At 73.4% G+C, this 19,284-nt stretch carries 20 protein-coding genes; 10 read left to right on the top strand and 10 right to left on the bottom strand.

The features are described 5' to 3' along the window. Nucleotides 1-283: 283 nt before the first annotated feature. Nucleotides 284-475: a 50S ribosomal protein L28 gene (rpmB, locus tag AB0877_RS09980; RefSeq protein ID WP_011905179.1), complete on the top strand. Its 192-nt coding sequence runs from the start codon at nucleotides 284-286 to the stop codon at nucleotides 473-475. Between the two features lie 128 nt (nucleotides 476-603). On the opposite strand, the gene AB0877_RS09975 is transcribed toward rpmB, so the two are convergent. Together AB0877_RS09975 and AB0877_RS09970 are read right to left on the bottom strand one after the other, a co-directional pair. Then, a complete protein-coding gene (locus tag AB0877_RS09975; protein WP_366608223.1) occupies nucleotides 604-1,065 on the bottom strand; it encodes a GNAT family N-acetyltransferase in 462 nt (153 codons plus the stop codon). A gap of 28 nt (nucleotides 1,066-1,093) precedes the next feature. After that, nucleotides 1,094-2,083, bottom strand: a complete 990-nt coding sequence (locus AB0877_RS09970) for a thiamine-phosphate kinase (RefSeq protein WP_366608222.1) — start codon at nucleotides 2,081-2,083, stop codon at nucleotides 1,094-1,096. A 96-nt stretch (nucleotides 2,084-2,179) separates the two neighbouring features. Here AB0877_RS09970 and AB0877_RS09965 point away from each other — a divergent pair, with 96 nt between their 5' ends. Then, complete coding sequence (locus tag AB0877_RS09965) at nucleotides 2,180-2,413, top strand: Lrp/AsnC ligand binding domain-containing protein (RefSeq protein ID WP_030487446.1); 234 nt, start codon at nucleotides 2,180-2,182, stop codon at nucleotides 2,411-2,413. After that, nucleotides 2,414-3,106, top strand: coding sequence for a DUF3515 family protein (locus AB0877_RS09960; RefSeq protein ID WP_366608221.1), 693 nt, complete (start codon nucleotides 2,414-2,416; stop codon nucleotides 3,104-3,106). A gap of 55 nt (nucleotides 3,107-3,161) precedes the next feature. Here AB0877_RS09960 and AB0877_RS09955 read toward each other — a convergent pair whose 3' ends face one another. Together AB0877_RS09955 and AB0877_RS09950 are read right to left on the bottom strand one after the other, a co-directional pair. Continuing rightward, the gene (locus tag AB0877_RS09955) at nucleotides 3,162-4,262 is read right to left on the bottom strand and encodes a D-alanine--D-alanine ligase family protein (RefSeq protein ID WP_366608220.1); all 1,101 of its coding nucleotides are present in this window, start codon (nucleotides 4,260-4,262) and stop codon (nucleotides 3,162-3,164) included. A gap of 195 nt (nucleotides 4,263-4,457) precedes the next feature. Continuing rightward, nucleotides 4,458-4,676, bottom strand: coding sequence for a hypothetical protein (locus AB0877_RS09950; RefSeq protein WP_030335309.1), 219 nt, complete (start codon nucleotides 4,674-4,676; stop codon nucleotides 4,458-4,460). A gap of 278 nt (nucleotides 4,677-4,954) precedes the next feature. Between AB0877_RS09950 and AB0877_RS09945 the strand changes: the two genes are divergently transcribed. Both AB0877_RS09945 and AB0877_RS09940 read left to right on the top strand, forming a co-directional pair. Continuing rightward, on the top strand, nucleotides 4,955-5,800 hold the full coding sequence (locus AB0877_RS09945) for a helix-turn-helix transcriptional regulator (RefSeq protein WP_091393087.1): 846 nt from the start codon (nucleotides 4,955-4,957) through the stop codon (nucleotides 5,798-5,800). Nucleotides 5,801-5,806: 6 nt separating this feature from the next. Continuing rightward, nucleotides 5,807-6,007 carry a DUF397 domain-containing protein gene (locus tag AB0877_RS09940; RefSeq protein ID WP_366608219.1) on the top strand — a complete coding sequence of 67 codons (201 nt, stop codon included), beginning with the start codon at nucleotides 5,807-5,809 and terminating at the stop codon, nucleotides 6,005-6,007. A 141-nt stretch (nucleotides 6,008-6,148) separates the two neighbouring features. Here AB0877_RS09940 and AB0877_RS09935 read toward each other — a convergent pair whose 3' ends face one another. From AB0877_RS09935 to AB0877_RS09915, 5 genes are all read right to left on the bottom strand, one after another. Continuing rightward, complete coding sequence (locus tag AB0877_RS09935) at nucleotides 6,149-7,198, bottom strand: ROK family protein (protein WP_366608218.1); 1,050 nt, start codon at nucleotides 7,196-7,198, stop codon at nucleotides 6,149-6,151. A gap of 248 nt (nucleotides 7,199-7,446) precedes the next feature. Continuing rightward, complete coding sequence (locus AB0877_RS09930; RefSeq protein WP_366608217.1) at nucleotides 7,447-8,235, bottom strand: putative protein N(5)-glutamine methyltransferase; 789 nt, start codon at nucleotides 8,233-8,235, stop codon at nucleotides 7,447-7,449. Then, nucleotides 8,232-9,350, bottom strand: a complete 1,119-nt coding sequence (locus tag AB0877_RS09925) for a cystathionine gamma-lyase (protein ID WP_366608216.1) — start codon at nucleotides 9,348-9,350, stop codon at nucleotides 8,232-8,234. The genes AB0877_RS09930 and AB0877_RS09925 overlap by 4 nt, the downstream gene beginning before the upstream one ends. Nucleotides 9,351-9,358: 8 nt before the next feature. Next, on the bottom strand, nucleotides 9,359-10,366 hold the full coding sequence (locus AB0877_RS09920) for an NAD(P)H-dependent glycerol-3-phosphate dehydrogenase (RefSeq protein ID WP_366608215.1): 1,008 nt from the start codon (nucleotides 10,364-10,366) through the stop codon (nucleotides 9,359-9,361). A 235-nt stretch (nucleotides 10,367-10,601) separates the two neighbouring features. After that, on the bottom strand, nucleotides 10,602-11,339 hold the full coding sequence (locus tag AB0877_RS09915; protein WP_366608214.1) for a lysophospholipid acyltransferase family protein: 738 nt from the start codon (nucleotides 11,337-11,339) through the stop codon (nucleotides 10,602-10,604). A gap of 127 nt (nucleotides 11,340-11,466) precedes the next feature. On the opposite strand from AB0877_RS09915, the gene cofC reads away from it, so the two are divergent. From cofC to AB0877_RS09890, 5 genes are all read left to right on the top strand, one after another. Beyond that, complete coding sequence (gene cofC / locus AB0877_RS09910) at nucleotides 11,467-12,114, top strand: 2-phospho-L-lactate guanylyltransferase (protein WP_366608213.1); 648 nt, start codon at nucleotides 11,467-11,469, stop codon at nucleotides 12,112-12,114. Between the two features lie 86 nt (nucleotides 12,115-12,200). Further along, a complete protein-coding gene (locus AB0877_RS09905) occupies nucleotides 12,201-12,398 on the top strand; it encodes a cold-shock protein (RefSeq protein ID WP_355172353.1) in 198 nt (65 codons plus the stop codon). Nucleotides 12,399-12,452: 54 nt separating this feature from the next. Continuing rightward, entirely contained in the window at nucleotides 12,453-14,807 is a 2,355-nt protein-coding gene (locus AB0877_RS09900) for an RNA degradosome polyphosphate kinase (protein WP_366608212.1), read from the top strand. A gap of 24 nt (nucleotides 14,808-14,831) precedes the next feature. Beyond that, nucleotides 14,832-16,352 carry a CYTH and CHAD domain-containing protein gene (locus AB0877_RS09895; protein ID WP_366608211.1) on the top strand — a complete coding sequence of 507 codons (1,521 nt, stop codon included), beginning with the start codon at nucleotides 14,832-14,834 and terminating at the stop codon, nucleotides 16,350-16,352. Continuing rightward, entirely contained in the window at nucleotides 16,340-17,218 is an 879-nt protein-coding gene (locus AB0877_RS09890) for an NUDIX hydrolase (RefSeq protein ID WP_366608210.1), read from the top strand. The genes AB0877_RS09895 and AB0877_RS09890 overlap by 13 nt, the downstream gene beginning before the upstream one ends. Before the next feature lie 12 nt (nucleotides 17,219-17,230). Here the strand turns inward: AB0877_RS09890 and AB0877_RS09885 are convergent, their stop codons facing one another. Beyond that, complete coding sequence (locus tag AB0877_RS09885) at nucleotides 17,231-19,198, bottom strand: endonuclease/exonuclease/phosphatase family protein (protein ID WP_366608209.1); 1,968 nt, start codon at nucleotides 19,196-19,198, stop codon at nucleotides 17,231-17,233. Nucleotides 19,199-19,284: the final 86 nt, after the last annotated feature.

The raw sequence follows: 19,284 nt of genomic DNA, 5'->3' as shown, positions 1-19,284 counted from the left end.
ACTCGTCCGGCGTGTCCTCGCCGGCCCCGGGCGGCGTAGGCCGCAGGCTCTCGCGGGGCCCGTGCGGCGCTGGCCGCGGCGGGGACGAGCACCTCCGGTACCCTTGCCGCCGGGCCGGCCCGCCGCAGGGCGGACGGGCCCACGACCAGGCGTGAGCCGGGGCACGGGCGAGCGCCGGACCGGGCCGGTTGGCCGGGTCGGCGAGTCATCGGGTAACCTGACCAGGTTGCCCGGGCAGCACCTGCCGGCGACCTCATGAACGTATCAATCCCAGGAGTATCCCGTGGCTAGCGTGTGCGACGTCTGTGGCAAGGGACCGGGCTTCGGCCACAACGTGTCCCACTCGCACCGGCGGACCAACCGCCGCTGGAACCCGAACATCCAGTCGGTGCGTACCCCGGCCGGTGGCGGCAACACCAAGAAGTTGAAGGTCTGCACCTCGTGCATCAAGGCCGGCAAGGTCACCCGCGCCTGACGCGGTAGCACCCACCTTTCGTTCGGCTCAGCCGGCGGACCCCGAGGGTCCGCCGGCTGAGTCGTGTTCCCGGGCAGATGCCGCACACCGCCCGGGGCCTGGGCACGCCCAGGTCCCCGGCGAGCAGGTCAGAGGGTACGGCCGAAGGAGACGCAGCCCTCCGCGTCCTTGTAGAAGCCGAAGTTCGGGATCCGTTCGTACCCGGCGGAGCCGTACATGGCGATCGCCTCGGGCTGCTTGTCACCGCACTCCAGGACCACCCGCTTGCGGCCGTGCTCGCGGGCGGAGCGTTCGACGGCCGCCAGCACCGCCCGGGCCACCCCGCGCCCCCGTGCCGCCGGGGCCGTGTACATCCGCTTCAGCTCCGCGCTGTCCGCGCCGTGGCTGCGCCAGCCACCGCAGCCGACCGGCTCACCGGCCAGGTAGGCCACCAGGAACGCGCCATCGGGCGGCTCGAACTCGGCCGCGTCGACCGGGGTGTCGTCGCCGGTGCCGCCGTAACGGGCACCGAGGTCGGCCAGTGCGGCATGGATCAGGTGCTGCGCCACCGGTGCGTCGAACCGCACCGCCCGGATCTCGATCTCACTCACGGTATCAGGGTACGGCGGCGCGAGGGCCTTACCGGAAGTGGTCCCAGCCGGCCGGGCCGTCGTAGGCGACGCCGTCGACCGTCACACCGCCACCGTCGGTGACCAGGCCGATCGGCTGCCAGCCCGGCGGCAACGCCACCGCCGGGGGGAAGGTCGCGGCCAGCGCGTGATCGTCGCCACCGGCGAGAATCCAGGTGTACGGGTCGACGCCGAGCGCCTGCGCCGCGTCGGCCATCTGCCGGGGCACCTCGAACCCGTCGCGGCGCACGTCGATCGCCACCCCGCTGGCCGCCGAGACGTGCCCGAGGTCGGCGAGGAGCCCGTCCGAGACGTCGATCATGGAGGTGGCGCCGAGCTGTGCGGCCTGCGGGCCGGCCTGGTAGGGCACCTGCGGTCGCCGGTACGCCTCGACCAGCAGCCGGGGTGTACGGAAGCCCCGGGTCAGCACGGTCAGCCCGGCCGCCGCGTACCCGGTGCGCCCGGCCAGAGCGAGCACGTCCCCAGGTCGGGCGCCCGAGCGCAGCACGGGCGGACGGCCCCCCAGGTCGCCCAGCGCGGTGACCGCGACGGTCAGGGTGGGGCTGGCCGACATGTCCCCGCCGACGACGCTCGCGCCGACCGTCGCCGCCTCCGCGGCGAGCCCGTCGGCCAACTCCTCCGCCCAGGCGGTGTCCAGATCCGCCGGCATGCAGAGAGCGACCAGCAGGGCGGTCGGCGTGGCGCCCATCGCCGCGATGTCCGCCAGGTTGGCGGCTGCCGCCCGGTGCCCCACGTCGCGGGCCGAGGACCAGTCCCGTCGGAAGTGCCGCCCGTCGACCAGTACGTCGGTGGAGGCCGCCACCCGGCCGTCCGGCGCGGCCACCACCGCCGCGTCGTCGCCCGGGCCGAGCAGGGTCGTCGGCCCGTACGACAGCCGGGCGGTGATCTTCCCGATCAGCCCGAACTCCCCGATTCCGGACACCCCGACGCCGCTGCGGTCATTCCGCCCGTGCTGCCCGGCCCCGCCGTGCTCGCTCACCGCTGCTCCTTGACCACCGATAGGGATCAGACCTGGTCCGTAAGGTAGTTTCACCCTTCGGGCCGCTCCCGGGCGGCGACGGACGGAGGTCGAGTCGTGGTACAGGCGTACATCCTCATCCAGACCGAGGTCGGCCGCGCACGTGACGTGGCGGGTCTCATCGCGGACATCCCCGGCGTGGTACGCGTCGACGCCGTCACCGGGCCGTACGACGTGGTCGTCCTCACCGAGGCGAACACCGTCGACGAGCTCGGCAAACTCATCGTCAGCAAGGTGCAGATGGTGCCCGGCATCACCCGCACCCTCACGTGTTCGGTGGTGCGGCTGTAAGTGGACGAGATGACGACCTCCTCCTCGGCTCTGGACGACGGCGGGGCGCGCGACGCGGCCGACGGGACGCCCGAGCCGGCTGACGGTAACCGCGAGTCGACCGATCCCGCCGCCGCCGCGCCGGCCGGCCGGGATCGGACCATGCGTGGCGCGGCTCTGCTGGCCACGTTGATCGCGTTGCCGATCACGCTGCTGGTGGCCGTGCTGGCCTTCAGCAAGCTCAGTCCGGACGCGCCGGCCGCCGCGCCGACGCCCTCCGCGACCACCACCCGGGTGCAGTCCACCACCCCGGTGGAGATGGCCGCCCCGGCGCTGGCCGCCCGACCGGCCACGGTCTGCCGGGCCCTGCTCTCGCAGCTTCCGGCGAACATCCGCGACCTGGCCCAGCGACCGGTCACCGCCGGCCCGGAGCAGAACGCCGCCTACGGCGACCCCGCGCTCACCGTGGCCTGCGGCGGCACCGAACCGACGTTTCCCAGCACCGACGAGGTCTGGACGGTCAACCGGGTCTGTTGGCACCTGGCCGACCAGGCCGACGCGGCGGTCCTCTCCACTGTCGACCGGGAGACGCTGATCACCGTGCGCGTCCCGCGCTCGTACGAGCAGCCGTTGCAGTGGTTGCCGACGATCTCCAGCACGATCGTGGCGAGCGTGCCCTCCGGCGGGGCGATCCCGTCGGGCTGCCAGCGCTGAACCCGAACCGACCCCGCCCGCGCCGGCTGACCGGCGCGGGCGGGGTTCGGACTGCTCAGTGCAGGCCGACGCCGCGCCGCTGGGCGGTACGGATCAGCCGGTTGACCAGCTTCGGGTACTCCAGGCCGGAGGCCGCCCACATCCGCGGGAACATCGACGTCGGAGTGAAGCCGGGCATCGTGTTGATCTCGTTGAGGTAGACGTCCAGCTCGTCGGTGACGAAGAAGTCGGCCCGGGCGAGACCGGCGCAGTCCAGCGCGGTGAACGCGCGGACCGCGTACTCCTGCACCTGGCGGGTCACCTTCTCCGGCAGGTTGGCCGGGATGTCGTACTCGCAGGAGTCGTCGAGGTACTTCGCCTCGAAGTCGTAGAAGTCGTGGTCGGCGACGACCCGCACCTCGGCCAGCACGGACGCCTCTGGCGTGCCACCGGCCTCGCCCTCCAGCACCCCGCACTCGATCTCGCGGCCGACGATCGCGGCCTCGATGATGACCTTCGGGTCGAACTGCCGGGCGGCGGCGACGGCCGCATCCAACTCGGCCCAGTCGGTGACCTTGCTGACGCCGAACGACGAACCGGCCCGGGACGGCTTGACGAAGACCGGCAGGCCGAGCCGCTCCTTGTCCTGCTCGCTGAGCGTCATGCCGTTGCGCAGCACGGCGTACGTGCCGACCGGGATGCCCTCGACGGCACAGAGCTTCTTGGTGAACTCCTTGTCCATGGCGGCCGCGGAGGCGAACACGTTCGCCCCGACGTAGGGGATGCCGGCCATCTCCAGCATTCCCTGGATGGTGCCGTCCTCGCCGTAGGTGCCGTGCAGCACCGGGAAGACCACGTCCACGTCGGCCAGCGCCCGGGGGCCCTCGGTCGGGTCGAGCACCATCAGCCCGTTACCGGTGGGGTCGGCGCGCAGCACGATGTCGTCACCCGAGTCGGCGGTGATCTCCGGCAGCTGACGGGCGTTGATCGCGAGCTGGGCGGGGTCTCCGTTGGTCAGCACCCACTGGCCGGCCCGGGTGATGCCCACCGGCACCACCTCGAACTCGTCCGGGTCGAGTGCGCCGAACACGCTGCCGGCGCTGACGCAGGAGATGCCGTGCTCCGGGCTGCGTCCGCCGAAGACGATCGCCACGCGGGTCTTGCCTGGGGTGGTCACTCCGGTCACCTCTTCGTACGCGACTGCGGCTGGTCGTGCTCGCCGGTGGCGCTCACCCGGTTGACCTTACTGTGCGTGGCCGCAGGGCGAGGCGATACCCGGCGAGCCACGGGACGACACGGCAACCAGTCAGGAGAGGATATACGGTGCGTAATCGGGCGGTAGCCGTGTCACCGACCGCCGACCTGGGGCTGTTCAGTCCCGGGAGTGCCGGCGGCCGACCGCGATCACCTTCACCCGCTGCCGGCCGGCCCGCACCATGCCCAGCGCCATGAACGCGCCGGCGATGCGGTCGGCGGCCTCCCGACTGCTGGCGCCGACGACCTGCCGGCGCCGTTCCGGCGCGACCCGCTCGTTGCGGTTGACGCCCTCGACGGGACGCACGTCGGTGAGCACCACGAGGAAGCGGGTCATCGCACTCCGCCCGAGGGTACGGCGGAGGGCTCCGGGCGGGTTCGCACGTCGTCTCCTTCCGGCAGGCCGGGGTGGAGGGGCGGCACGCGACGATCGGGTACGGGGGAGAAACCCGATCGCCGCGCGCCCCATCCCCTCCGGTCGCTCACCACCACCGTCGCCACGACAACCGGCGGTGAGGACGCCATAACAGATTGACACGTGTATAGGCGTGAATGCAACTCCCATCGACGTTCTCTCATGCAGACGTTCCCGCAAATGTATGCGACCATCGATGCATGGCCCCGAAGACCGCCCGCGCCCGCCGGCTCGGCATCGCCCTGCGCCACCACCGGGAAGCCGCCGGGCTGACGCTGGAGACCGCGGCGGATGAGATCAACAGCACCCGCAGCACCCTCTCCCGCTACGAGAACGCCCAGACCCTGATCAGCCCCGCCACCGTGCGCGCCCTGCTCACGTCGTACGGGGTGAGTGCCGAGGAGGTGGCTGCGGCGGTGCAGCTCGCCAAGGACGCCCGTAAGCCCGGCTGGTGGGTGTCGTACTCCTACCTGCTGGATCCACGCACCATCGACTTCATCGCACTGGAGGCCGAGGCGACCGCCATCGCCAACTTCGAGCCCTCGGTGGTGCCCGGCCTGTTGCAGACCGCCGACTACATCCGTGGCGTGATGCGCGGCGGGCCGCACACCCTCGGCGACGACCTGGTGGAGCAGCGGGTCAAGATCCGGCTCGACCGACAACAGCGGCTCACCGCCGACCAGCCGCCGATCCTCGACGCGATCATCGACGAGGGCGCGCTGCTCCGGCCGGTCGGTGACCAGTCGGTGATGAATGGGCAACTACGGCACCTGGTCAAGATGGCCGAGTTGCCGAACATCAGCGTCCAGGTGATCCCGCTCTCCGCCGGCTACCACCGGGGCACCCGGGGTTCCCTGCACATCCTCGAGTTCGCCGACCCGGAGGACCCGATCATCGCCTCGGTGGAGACCGTCGCGGGTCAGATGATCCTCGACCGCGCGGGCGAGACGCGTACCTGCACCAAGATCATGGAGCATCTCCGAAGCGTGGCGCTCAGCCCGGCGGACAGCCGCGAGATGCTCCTGTCAGTCCTGAAGGGACGGTAGGACCCGATGACCCCGATGATCACAGCGGCCTTGGCCACGGCGCGGTGGCGCAAGAGCAGCCGCAGCGGCGACGAAGGCGCCTGCGTGGAGGTGGCCGCGATCCCGCGGCTCGTTGCCGTGCGCGACTCCAAGGACCCGGCCGGCCCGGCCCTGCTGTTCCCAACGGCGGCCTGGGCCGCCTTCGCCCAGGCGCCGCCGCAGCCCTGACCAGAGGTGCCGCCTGGGCCGCCCTCGCCCAGGCGGCACCGCACCACTGACCGCAGGTGCCGCCTGGGCCGCCCTCGACCAGGCGGCACCTGTGTGTCGACCGGAGGCGCCGGGCCGGTGCGGGCCGAGGCCCGCGCCGGCTCAGGCAACCAGCGGGCGGGGCTCCGGAGTGGCGCGTAGCGCCTCCAGCGCGGCGATCGCGACCCCTCGGGCACCGGCCATGTCCCGATCCGGCACCAGGGCGAAGTGTGCCACCGCCGCCTGCTCCTCGCGGAGCACCGTGTGCTCGCGGACCGTCGCCAGGAACCAGTCGCGGAACTCCGGTGCCGCCTCCACCACTCCGCCGCCGACGAAGTACGCGTGCGGGTCGCTGAAGTTCGCGGCGACGGTGAACAGCCGCCCCAGCGCCATCGCCTGCTGGGTGAAGAGGTCCCGCGCGAGAGCGTCCTCCCGCTCGCCGTACCCCCGGACCAGCTTTGCCGCCCGGGCCAACGGCTCGGCGGCGAGCGGGTGGTCGGGGTACCGGGTCAACCAGTACGGCAGCAGGTTGCGTTCGATGCCGGTCAGCGAGGCGACGCTCTCGACGTCTCCGGTGAAGCCGCAGGCACAGGTGGGCTCCGGCTGACCCGGGCCGAGCAACCCGCTCAGCGGGATGTGCACGTGGCCCAGCTCCCCGGCCATCCCGGCCGCACCGGCGATCACCCGACCGCTCTCGACCACACCGCCACCCAGGCCGGTGCCGACGATCGCGGACACCGACGAGCGGCTCATCGCGTCGGCACCGAAGTAGACGTGGTGGGCGTAGAGCGCTGCCGCGTTGCCGTCGTTGTGATAGATCACCGGCAGCCCGAGCCGTCGCTCCAGCGCCCCTCGCACGTCGAAGCCGCGCCAGGCCGGCTGGGAGAAGTTGGTGGAGCCCCGCGACGAGATGACGCCGTCGGCGCTGGCCGGGCCGGGAGTGTCCAGCCCGACCGCCTGGACCAGGTCACGCGGCACGCCGGTCTGCGCCAGGGCGCCGTCGAGCGCCTGAGCCAACGCCTCGATCGCCGCCTCCGGCCCGGCCCGCACCTCGCTCGGGATCTCCAGCAGCCCGTCCACCAGGAAACGGCCGTCCATCGTCAGCACCGTGGCGTTGTTGCTGGTGCCGCCGTTGTCCAGGCCGACGACCACCGGCACCCCTGCGCTGCCCACCGAAACCGCCTCCTGCCGTCATGAGTGTGAGCCGAGGCTAGTGCCAACCCCTCTCCCCCGCCACGCCCGGGCGGCCCCACCAGCCTCACCGTGGCCACAAACCCGACAGCCCGGCTGGGTCGATCATGGAGTTGTGGTGAGGGACAAATGACTCGTACCCGCACCAACCAGGCACCACAACTCCATGATCGACGCGGGTCAGGGGGTTGCGGGTCGGGGCGCCGGGGGGCACGGGCGCCGGGGGTGGGTTAGGCGGGGCGGCGGGCGGTTAGGGCGGTGGCGTCCAGGTCTTCGTTGTGGTGGGCGGTGGGGATCAGGCCGGCTTCGCCGAAGGCGTCGCAGAGGGCGTCGATCTGGGTGGTGCCGACTTCCACCACCAGGTGACCGCCGGGAGCGAGCCAACCGGCCGCGTCGACACCGACCCGGCGCAACACGGAGAGCCCGTCCGGGCCGCCGTCGAGCGCCACCGGGGCCTCGTGCAGCCGCGCCTCCGGCGGCATCAGCGCGACCGCGTCGGTCGGCACGTACGGGGCGTTGGCGACCACCAGGTCCAGCCGCCCCCGCCACCGCTCGGGCAGCGGAGCGAAGAGGTCACCCTCGTACACCTCGACGTCCAACCCGGCGACGTTGCGACGGGCACACGCCACGGCCGCCGGGTCGATGTCGGCGGCACCCAACCAGCGCGGCCCGAGCCGATGTGCCAGCGCGACGGTGGTGGCACCGGAGCCGCAGCAGAGGTCGACCACGGCCGGCGCCGCGCCGGTCAACTCGGCAGCCATCTCGACCAGCAGCGCGGTCCGGGCCCGGGGCACGAAGACGCCCTCCTCGACGGCTATCCGCAGGCCGCAGAACTCCGCCCAGCCGAGCAGGTACTCCAACGGAGCGCCCGCCACCCGACGGTCGGTCAGGTCGGCCAACGCCGCCGGGCTGCGCGCGGCGGCCAGCAGCAACTCGGCCTCGTCCTCGGCGTAGACGCAACCCGCGGCCCGCAGCCGGCTCACGAGGGCGGCCCGCTCGGCGGGGGACGGAGACGTCAAACCGGTCCGGCCACGTCGAGCGCGGCGGCGATGTCCGCCACCAGGTCCGCGGTGTCCTCCGCGCCACAGGAGAGCCGGACGAAGCCGGGAGCGGTGTCGTCGCCCCACTGCGCCCGCCGGTCCGCCGTGGTGTGCAGGCCACCGAAGGAGGTCGCCGCCGCCACCAACCGGGCGGCCTCGACGAAACGGCCCACCCGGTCGGCGTCGCCCAGGTCGAACGAGAGCACCCCCGGTATCCGGCGCATCTGCGCCGAGGCCACCGGGTACGCCGGGTCGTCCGGCCGCCCCGGCCACCGCAGGCCGGTCACGTCCGACCGGCCGGCGAGCAGCTCGACGACCGCGGCGGCGTTCGCGCTCTGCCGCGCCAACCGCAGGTCGAGAGTGGCCAGTGACCGGTGGGCCAGCCAGGAGTCGAACGCGCCCGGAACCGCCCCGGTGGTGGTACGCCAGGTCGTCACCGCGTCGATCAGCTCGGTGGAGCGGCTGGCCAGATAGCCCAGCAGCAGGTCGGAGTGGCCGGTGAGCGCCTTCGTCCCGGAGGCGACCACCAGGTCGGCACCCAGATCCAGCGGGCGTTGTCCGAGCGGGGTGGCGGTGGTGTTGTCCACCGCCAGCAGCGCGCCGGCGGCGTGCGCCCGCTCGGCCAGGGCCGCCACGTCGACCACGTCGAGGCCCGGGTTGGCGGGCGTCTCCACCAGCACCAGCCGGACGCCCTCGAACGACGGGTACGGCCCGACGGTCGGCACGAACAGCACCCGTACGCCGATCGCCTCCAGCACGCCGGTGGCGAACGCCCGGACCGGGAAGTATCCGTCGGTGGGGAGCACCACCGTGTCCCCCGGCCGCAGCAGGGTGAGCAGCAGGCCGGTGATGGCTGCCTGACCGGTCGCGAAGACCCGGCAGTCACCGCCCTCCAGCTCGCCCACCGCCACCTCCAAGAGCCGGCGGGTCGGGTTGTCGGGGCGACCGTAGCCGTTCGGTGACGTGCCCTGACCCTCGAACGGGTCGAGGTGGTACGGCGCGGCGAAGACCGGCCCGGGCAGGAACGGGTCCCCCGGTGCCGGCTCGGGCAGGCCAGCACGTACGCAGCGGGTGCCGTCCCCCCACTCGCTCATCGGGTTCCTCACTCGTACGACTCGGGTTTGGCGGTGCGGCTCATCAGGGTCTCCACGGCGAGCCGCGGATCCATCCCCTCGTGGCAGATCCGCTCGACGTGCTCGGTGATCGGCATCTCCACGCCGTGCGCCCGGGCCAGGTCGCGGATCGCCAGGCAACTCTTCACGCCCTCGGCGGTCTGCCGGGTGGCGGTCTGCGCCTGCCCCAACGTCTCACCCCGGCCCAGATGCTCGCCGAAGGTGCGGTTGCGGGCCAGCGGGGACGAGCAGGACGCGACCAGGTCGCCCATGCCGGCGAGGCCGGCGAAGGTGATCGGGTCCGCGCCGAGCGCCACGCCCAGTCGGGCCGTCTCGGCCAGCCCGCGGGTCATCAGCATGGCCCGGGTGTTGTCGCCGAAGCCCATCGCGGTGGCGATGCCGTACGACAGGGCGATCACGTTCTTGACCGCCCCACCCAGCTCACAGCCGATCACGTCGTCGTTCGTGTAGGGGCGCAGGTACGGCGTCCGGATCGACGACTGGACGAGCGTGGCGCGGTCGCTGTTCGTCCCGGCGACCACCGTCGCGGCGGGCTGCTCGGCGGCGATCTCCGGGGCCAGGTTCGGGCCGGACACGACCACCACCCGGTCCGCGGCGACCCCGGCGGTCTCCACGATGACCTCGCTCATCCGCTTGGTGGTGCCCAGCTCGATGCCCTTCATCAGCGACACCAGGGTGGAATCCGGGTGCAGGTGACCGGCCCATTCGGCGAGGTTGCCGCGCAGCGTCTGCGACGGCACCGCCAACACCACCACCTCGGCCCCGGTTATCGCCTCGGCGGCGTCGGCGGTGGCGGTGACCCGGGCCGGGAGCAGCAGGTCGGGCAGGTACTCCGGATTACGGCGCTCGGTGCGGATGCTCTCGGCGACGGGCGCCCGCCGGGCCCACACCGTCACGTCCCGCCCCGCGTCCGCGAGGATCTTGGCGAACGCGGTGCCCCAGGAACCGGCACCGAGCACCGCAACATGACCGCTCATGCGACCGCTCCGCTTCGCTGCGCGGCGGCCTGAACGGCACCAGCACCACTGAGCCCGATGATTCGCTCGCTTCGCTCGTCCAGACCACCGCTCCGCTGCGCTCCGCCGCGGCCTGAACGGTCACCACTGAGCCCGATGATTCGCTCGCTTCGCTCGTCCAGACCACCGCTCCGCTGCGCTCCGCCGCAGCCTGAACGGTCACCACTGAGCCCGATGATTCGCTCGCTTCGCTCGCTCATGCCGCATCGTCCCGCTGCTCGGAGCCGACGGACGGTCGGGCCGGTCGCTCCCACAGTGGCGGCGGGGTACCGCCACGGATCTCGGCGAGCATGTCCCGCAGCCGCAACATGATGGTGTCCGTCATCTCCTCGAGGGTGGCCCGGGTCGGCTGGGCGTCCGCCCACCGGCTCAGGTCGATCGGCTCCCCGGCGGCAACGGTCACCGGGATCCGGGGGCGCAGGCTGACACGGGTCGTCCGCGGGTCGAAGATCCGTTCCGGCCCCCACATCACCACCGGTACGACCGGAGCGCCGGTGGCCAGGGCCAGGCGGGCCGCACCGGTCTTGGCCTTCATCGGCCAGAGCTCCGGCTGTCGCGTGGTGGTGCCCTCAGGGTAGATCACGACCGCGCCGCCCTCGTCGAGCGCGGCGACCAGTGCGTCCAGCGAGCGGACGGCGTCCACGCTGCCCCGCTCGACCGGGATCTGCCGGCACCGGTGCAGGATCCAGCCCACCACCGGCACCCGGAACACGCTGGCCTTGCCCAGGTACTGCGGCCAACGCCCGGAGTCGTAGATGAAGTGGGCGGACACCAGCGGGTCGGCGTGGGAGATGTGGTTCGCCACGATGATCACGCCGCCGTCGCCGTGGAGATGTTCCTGACCACGCCAGGTACGCCGGGTCCAGACGGTCATCACCGGCTTCACCAGCCACACGGCGAACCGTTGCCAGAACCCCAGCCTCCGCCGTGCCACTGTGCCTCCTCGTCGCGCCCCAACCCGCCGCGAAATCCCGCCCGCGACGCCCGCAGCGGAAATCATGCCTGCTCGCCCCCGGTACGGCCAGCGAGGGGCCCGCCGCCCGGCTGGCAGGATTGCGGACGTGACTCAGCCGAGGTGGGCCGTGGTGGTGCCGGTGAAGCGGCTGACCGTGGCCAAGAGCCGGCTGCGAGGCGCGCTGCCCGGCGTACCGCATGAGGAGTTGGCGCTGGCCCTGGCGGCCGACACGCTCCGCGCGGTGCTGGCCTGCCCGGCGGTCGCCGAGGTCCTGGTGGTGACCGACGACGCCCGGGTGGCGGGGGCGGCGCGGGCCGCCGGCGCGGGGGTGCTGCCGGACGAGCCGGATGCCGGCCTGAACGCCGCGTTCCGGCACGGTGCGGCCCGGGCCGCCGCCGGGTGGGTGGCCGGGATCACCGCTGACGTGCCGGCGCTGCGCCCGGCCGAGTTGGCCGGCGCGCTGCTGGCGGCGCAGAACGGCCGAGCCGGGGTACGCCGGTTCCTGCCGGACGCGCCCGGCGGGGGCACGGTGCTGCTCACCGCCGGGCCGGGTGTGCCGCTGGATCCGCGTTTCGGGGTGGGCTCGGCGGTCGCGCACGCGGCGAGCGGGGCGCTGCCGCTCGGCGGCGACTGGCCCAGCCTGCGCCGGGACGTGGACACCGCCGCGGACCTGGCCGCCGCCGCCCGGCTCGGGCTGGGGCCGCGCACGGCCGCGCTGGTGGCCGCCGGTCGTCCCGCCCGCGCCGCAGGCTGAGCCGCCCGCTGGTCCGAGCCCGCTGGTCCGAGCCCGCTGAGCCGAGCCCGCGCCACCGGCCGGACCGCCCGGTGTACGGTGCCAGCATGCAGGGCACGGTGGCCAGCTACGACGCGGCGACGCGCAGCGGTGTCCTGCTGCTCGACGACGGCACCGAGATGCGTTTCCCCGCTCGGGCGTTCGACGCCTCCGGGCTGCGGCTTCTCCGCCTCGGGCAGCGCGTCCACATCGACACCGATCCCGACGGCGAGGTCGTCCGGGTGACATTGCCGACGATGATCTGAGCCGGCGAGCCCAAGTTCATTTTGCGTTTACCGTAATCGGGTGATTATGAGCGGGTGAGCACCCCTCGCGAGCAGCCGTCCCGCCCGCCCGCCACCGACCTCCGCAACGGCTCCCGTACGCGCGGCGCCGACGGGCGCTTCCGCCCGTCCCGCGCCGAACGTGCCGGTGCCGCCCGCGCCGACACGCTCGCCGACGATCCCGGAGCCGCCTCCTCCGGGCTGGACGAGGTCATCGAACCCGAGCCGGCGATCGAAGGCACGCCCCGAACCCCTGCCGACGTACACCCGGTCCTGTCGGACGGCCTGCCGAACCCCGTGGTGGAGGACGACGAGCCGACGCCCCCGCCGCTGCCCGAGGACCGGTTCCTCAACCGGGAGCTGTCCTGGCTCGACTTCAACGCCCGGGTGCTCACCCTGGCCGAGGACCAGGCCACCCCGCTGCTGGAGCGGGCCAAGTTCCTGGCCATCTTCGCCAGCAATCTCGACGAGTTCTACATGGTGCGCATCGCCGGGCTGAAGCGGCGGCTCTCCGCCGGCCTTCCGGTGCGCGGCGGGGACCGGTTGCCCCTGCGTACGCAGTTGGAGCTGATCGCCGAACGGACCGCCGCGCTGGGCGCCCGGCACGCCGCCTGCTTCGTCGACGACGTGCTGCCCAAGCTGGCCGACGAGGGCATCCGCATCCTGCGCTGGGGTGATCTGGGCGACGGCGAGCGGGAGCGGCTGCGCACCTACTTCCGGGAGCACATCTTTCCGGTGCTGACCCCGCTCGCGGTGGATCCGGCGCACCCGTTCCCGTACATCTCGGGGCGGTCGCTGAACCTGGCGGTGGCGGTCCGTGACCCCGACGGCGGTTCGAAGCTGTTCGCCCGGGTGAAGGTGCCCAACAACGTTCCCCGCTTCGTCCGGGTGGACCGGGACCAGCCGGGCGTCCGGATGTTGCCGGTGGAGGACCTCATCTCGGTGCACCTGGGGCAGCTGTTCAGCGGCATGCAGGTGGTCGAGTGCCACCTGTTCCGGGTCACCCGCAACGCCGAGGTGGAGGTCGACGAGGACCGCGACGAGGATCTGCTCCAGGCCCTGGAGCGGGAGTTGGCCCGACGGCGGTTCGGTCCGCCGGTCCGGCTGGAGGTCGCCGCGTCCATCTCCGACCACATGTTGGAGCTGCTCGTCCGCGAGTTGGACATGGACGACCAGGACGTGCTCCGGGTGCCCGGCCTGCTGGACCTGTCCGCGCTGTGGCAGGTCTACGGGGAGGCGGACCGGCCGGACCTGAAGGACCCGCCGTTCGTGCCGGCCACCCATCCCCGGCTCGCCGAGGGCGAGGTGCCGCGCAGCGTCTTCGCCACCCTGCGCGACGGCGACATCCTGGTGCACCACCCGTACCACTCGTTCGCCACCAGCGTGCAGCGCTTCATCGAGCAGGCCGCCGCCGACCCGAACGTGCTGGCCATCAAGCAGACCCTCTACCGGACCAGCGGCGACTCCCCGATCGTCGACGCGCTCGTCGACGCGGCCGCCGCCGGCAAGCAGGTGGTGGTGCTGGTGGAGGTGAAGGCCCGCTTCGACGAGGTGGCGAACATCGGCTGGGCCCGCACGCTGGAACGCGCCGGCTGCCACGTCGTCTACGGCCTGGTCGGCCTGAAGACGCACTGCAAGACCGCGCTGGTGGTCCGGCAGGAGGGCAATCAGATCCGTCGCTACTGCCACATCGGCACCGGCAACTACCACCCGAAGACGGCCCGACTGTACGAGGACTTCGGCATGCTCACCGCCGACCCGGAGATCGGCGCCGACCTCACCGACCTGTTCAACGTGCTCACCGGGTACAGCCGGCAGACCGCGTACCGGCGGTTGCTGGTCGCCCCGCAGGGCATCCGCAGCGGCCTCATCGAGCGGATCGAGCGGGAGATCTCGCACGTCCGCCTGGGTATGCCCGGCCTGGTCCAGTTCAAGGTCAACTCCCTGGTGGACGAGGGGGTGACCGACGCGCTGTACCGCGCCTCCCAGGCCGGCGTCCACGTCGACCTGCTCATCCGGGGCATGTGCACGCTGCGCCCGGGGGTGCCGGGGCTGTCGGAGAACATCCGGGTCCGCTCGATCCTCGGCCGGTTTCTGGAGCACTCCCGGGTCTTCCGGTTCGGCAACAACGGTGAGGCCGAGTTCTGGATGGGCTCGGCCGACCTCATGCACCGCAACCTGGACCGGCGGGTGGAGGCGCTGGTGCAGGTGAGCGACCCGATCGCCCGCGCCGAGTTGGACCAGGTGCTCACCGCAGCGATGAGCCCCGACGTGGACGCGTTCGAGCTGGCCGGCGACGGGACCTGGACCCGGCGTACCGGCGGTGACAACGCGGCCCGGGCCCATCTGCAGGAACTGCTGCTGCGCCGCGTCGGTGGCACGGCCAGCTGACCGTGCAGCGCATAGGCTGAGCTGATGGTCGAGGAGGAGCAGAAGTACGAGGTGGACGACGCCTACGCGCTGCCGGACCTGGCCGGCACGGCCCCGGCCGGCGGCCGGGTCCGGGCACTGCCACCGGTGACGCTCGTCGCCCGCTACCTCGACACCGTCGACCTGCGGCTGGCCCGGTCCGGCGCCTCGCTGCGCCACCGCAAGGGTGACGAGCTGCCCTGGACCGTGAAACTGCCGACCGGGACCCCGGGCGTCCGGCACGAAATCTCCCGTCCCGGGTCCAAGGGGCAGCCGCCGCCGGAGCTGGTGGAGTTGGTCACCATCCTGCACCGGGGTGCGCCGCTGGCCCCGGTGACGGTGGTCCGCACGGTGCGGCACGCGTACGAGGTGTGTGACCGGGCCGGCACCGTGCTCGCCGAGGTGGTGGACGACCGGGTGACGGTGCTCGACGACTCCGGCACCCCCACCGACACCTTCCGCGAGGTGGAGGTGGAGCTGAAGGCCGGCGACCGGGAGCTGCTCGACCGGGTCGGCGGGGTGCTGCGCGAGGCCGGCGCCCAGGGCGGGTCGTTCACGCCGAAGCACGTACGGGCGCTGGGCGCGACGGCGCAGGCCGATCCGGATCTGGTCGCGCCGACCGGGCTGACCGCCGAGCCGAACGCCGGTGACGTGGTGACCGAGTCGCTCCGCAAGGAGATCCGTCGGCTGTTGGCGCACGACCCGCTGGTCCGGCTGCGCGCCTCGGCCGCCGGTGGCGACACCGCCGTGCATCAGATGCGGGTGGCCTGCCGACGCCTGCGCAGTGATCTGCGCACCTTCAAACCGTTGCTGCGAAAGACCTGGTCCCGCCCGCTGCGCACCGAGCTGCGCTGGCTGGCCGGCGTGCTCGGCGCGGCCCGCGACGCCGAGGTGCTGCGCGCGCGGCTGCGCCGTACCGCCGACGCCGACCCGCTGAGCCCGCTCGACCGGGGCGCTGTGGACCGGCTCGACGAGGTGCTCGCCGAACGGCAGCGGCAGGCGCTCACCGCGATCGACGAGATGCTGCGCTCCGCGCGCTACCTGGCCCTGGTGGACTCCCTGGTGCTGGCCGCCCGCGCGCCCCGGTTCACCCGAGGCGCGGCAGCGCCCGCCGCGCAGGCGCTACCCGCGCTGGTGGCCCGCCCCTGGCGGCGGTTGACCGGGCCGGACGGCGTCGGCGGGCTCGACGCGCAGTCGCCGGACGAGCGCTGGCACGCCGTCCGCAAGGAGGGCAAGCAGACCCGGTACGCGGTCAACGCGGTCGCCCCGACGGTCGGCAAGGGCGCACGGCGGCTGTCCCGCGCGCTCGCCCAGGTGCAGGACGTGCTCGGCGAGCACCAGGACGCGGCGGTGGCGGCGGACACCTGGCTGGAGATCGCCGCCGAGCGACCGGGCGACCACGAGCTGGCCGTCACCGCCGGGCGGCTGGCCGAGCGGGAACGCCAGTCGGTACGCCGGACGCGCAGTCTCCTCCCGGCTGCCTGGCACCGGGCCACCCGGCGACGGCGCACCGGTTGGCTGCCGTGACGGGCATCCGGGCAGCGGGCGGGGTGGCCTGGCGGCCGACCGACGACGGCGTACGCGTCTGCGTGGTGCACCGACCCCGTTACGGCGACTGGACGCTGCCGAAGGGCAAGTTGGAGCCGGGCGAGCACGCGCTGGCCGCGGCGGTCCGTGAGGTGGCCGAGGAGGCCGACGTGCGGGGCGTGCCGCAGGTGCGGCTGCCGTCGGTGCGCTACCGCAGCGAGGGGCAACCCAAGCTCGTCGACTACTGGTCGATGCTCGCGGCGGCCAGTGGTGGTTTCCAACCGGACACCGAGGTGGACGACATCCGCTGGCTCGCGGTGGACGACGCGATCCGGTTGGTCAGCTACCCGCACGACGCCGAGGTGTTGGCGGCGTTCGCCGCGCTGCCGTCGGTGACGGCGACTGTCGCGCTGGTCCGGCACGCGCACGCCGGTAAGCGGGCCACCTGGTCCGGCCCGGACGTCGGGCGACCCCTGGATGCCGAGGGGTGGGCCCAGGCGAGCACGCTGGCCGGGCTGATCGCCCTGATCCGGCCGGCCCGGCTGGTGTCGGCGTCGCCGCGACGGTGCGTGCAGACACTCGATCCGGTCGCCGCGTTGCTCGATCTGCCGATCGAGGTCTGTGGCGACCTGGACGAGCCGCAACCCGGCCAGCAGGGCGACGAGCAGATCCTGCACACCGCCGCCCGGCTGCTGGAGTTGGCCGGCACCGGTGGGCAGTCGGCGGTGTGCAGTCAGGGCAAGGTCCTGCCGGGCGCCCTGGAGCGGCTGACCGGCCGCACCGATGCGGACTTCACCACGCCGAAGGGCGGCGGTTGGCTGCTCGCCTTCGCCGCCGACCGGCTGTTGGCCGCCGATCGCCTGTAGGGCCCGCCTTCGTCAGCGGGGCGGCAGGGTCAGGGTCACCGCGACCGGCAGGTGGTCGCTGGCGGTGCTGCGCGGCGCGACTGGATCGCCGGGGGTCAGGCCGGGCGAGACGAAGATGTGGTCGATCTGCTGGCGCGGGTCGTCCGCCGGGCTGGTCGCCAGTGGTCGGGCGGCGGCCAACGCGTCGACCAGGCCGGCCTTGGTGAACTCCCCGAACGCCTCGTCGCCCGGTTCGGTGTTCAGGTCACCCGCCACCACCAACGGCCGACCGGCCGCGTACCGGGTGGCGAAGTCGGCGACCGCGCGGGCCTGGACCACCGGGCCCTTGCCGGGCGGCGGTTGCAGGTGGGTGATGACGACGGCGGCGCGGACACCGTCGCTGAGGTCGAGCGTGACGGCGAGGGCCTGCGCGCCGGTGGGCGCCCCGACGGCGGCCAGCGGCAGGGTCCGCGGATCGTCCACCGGCCAACGGCTGAGCACCGCGTCACCCCAGACCGGGTCGGCGGCCGGCCCGAAGACGTAGGGCATGCCGAGCCGGTCGGCCAGCAGGTCGAGGGTGTCGTGCCCGCCGTTGAGCAGCCACGCCCGGTCGACCTCGCTGAGCAGCACCACGTCGGGCCGTTGCCGCGCGACCACCTCGGCGAGACCGGCCAGGTCGAACCGGCCGTCCAGCCCGAACCCCATCCGGATGTTGTACGCCACCACGGTCAACCGGTCCGGCGGGCCGTCCCGATTGCTGGCCACCGGCACCTCGTCAGCGAGCACCGGTGCCAGCAGGGCCAACGCGGTGACCGCGGCGGCGGCCCGCAGCGGCGGAAACGGCCCGGGGAGCCGGTCGACGACGGGGCGGGCGGTGAACGCCACGGCGGCGATCAGCACAGCCACCACCACCGGCACCGCCGCGTTGGGGTAGCCGAGGTCGTAGGCCGAGTAGTAGCCGACCGCCCCCACCGCGAAGACGAGCATCCCGGCGGCGACCGCGTACCCCCGCCGGGCGGCACCGGTGTCGGCGCTCGCGGTGTCGGCGTTCGCGGTGTCGGCGGCAGGCTGGCCGGTGTCGGCGGTCAGCGCGAGGCATGCACCGAGGCCGACCGCGGCGAGGAGGACGGCCGGCAGGAGCAGGTCGCCCCGGTCGAGGGCGAACAGCACCGCGCCGGCGAGCAGCGCCACCGGGCCGTACGCCCGGCCCCACCCACGCGGGGGCCGGGTCAACGCGGCGCAGAGGAACCCGGCGACCGCCACCGGCACCGGCGCCAGGCCGAACAGCGGCGAACGAGCCACCCCGTCTCCGGCGACCAGGTACGACATTCCGGTTCGGGCCAGTGCCGGGGAGAGTGCCACCATCCCGGCCAGCAGAAGCGCCGGCCCGGCCAGCAGCCAGGCCCGACCACCACCAGGGCCGACAGCGGCGTCAGCGGGGTCGACAGGGGCGTCAGCGGGGCCGGCGAGGGCGTCACCCGCACCGCCGCGCCGACCGGGTTGCGCCGTGCCGGCCAGGAACACCGCCACCGCGACGGCGCTGAGCAGCCAGGCCACCCAGTCACCCCGCCAGACCAGGTCGACGGTGTCCAACACCGCGTGCAGGGCGGCGTTGACAGCGAACCCCAACGCCAGCCCCGGTACCGGACGGTCGGTGGCGGCCGCGACGCCGACCAGCCAGACCAACCCGGCGAGCAGACCGGCGGTGGCCAACCAGAGCTGTGTACGCCCGCCGGGAGCGGCGGTGAGCGCGAGCCGGGCGACGGCGAGCGCGACGGCGGCGACAACGGCGACCGGGCGGGCTCCGACCCGGCGGACCACGGCGGGTGCGCCCATCGCGAGCACGAACCAACCGAGGGCGAACGCCCCCATCAGCTCGGCCGGGGTGGACGCCGCCTGGCCGAAGATGGTGATGATGCCGGGCAGCCAGACCCGCAGCACGTCGATGAGGAGGAGCACGCCCAGCGCGAGCGTGCCGGTGGCGAGCTGTCGGTAGCGCACCGGCGCCCCATTTCCGTCGACGGGCCGGCCCAGGGGTGGCCGGCACGGCGATTCTGCGCGAGCCGGCCAACCCGGTCAACGGTCCC

This window comes from Micromonospora sp. NPDC047644 (assembly GCF_040704315.1).
Taxonomy (GTDB): domain Bacteria; phylum Actinomycetota; class Actinomycetes; order Mycobacteriales; family Micromonosporaceae; genus Micromonospora.
Note: the sequence above shows the minus strand (reverse complement) of the source record. Positions and strands in the feature narration are given on the sequence as shown.

Bases quoted from the DNA above. Each gene is read 5' to 3' on its own strand.
- AB0877_RS09950 (WP_030335309.1), bottom strand. From the start codon at position 4,676: ATGACCCGCTTCCTCGTGGTGCTCACCGACGTGCGTCCCGTCGAGGGC.
- AB0877_RS09945 (WP_091393087.1), top strand. From the start codon at position 4,955: ATGGCCCCGAAGACCGCCCGCGCCCGCCGGCTCGGCATCGCCCTGCGC.
- AB0877_RS09940 (WP_366608219.1), top strand. From the start codon at position 5,807: ATGACCCCGATGATCACAGCGGCCTTGGCCACGGCGCGGTGGCGCAAG.
- AB0877_RS09925 (WP_366608216.1), bottom strand. From the start codon at position 9,350: ATGAGCGAGTGGGGGGACGGCACCCGCTGCGTACGTGCTGGCCTGCCC.
- AB0877_RS09920 (WP_366608215.1), bottom strand. From the start codon at position 10,366: ATGAGCGGTCATGTTGCGGTGCTCGGTGCCGGTTCCTGGGGCACCGCG.
- AB0877_RS09905 (WP_355172353.1), top strand. From the start codon at position 12,201: ATGCAGGGCACGGTGGCCAGCTACGACGCGGCGACGCGCAGCGGTGTC.
- AB0877_RS09895 (WP_366608211.1), top strand. From the start codon at position 14,832: ATGGTCGAGGAGGAGCAGAAGTACGAGGTGGACGACGCCTACGCGCTG.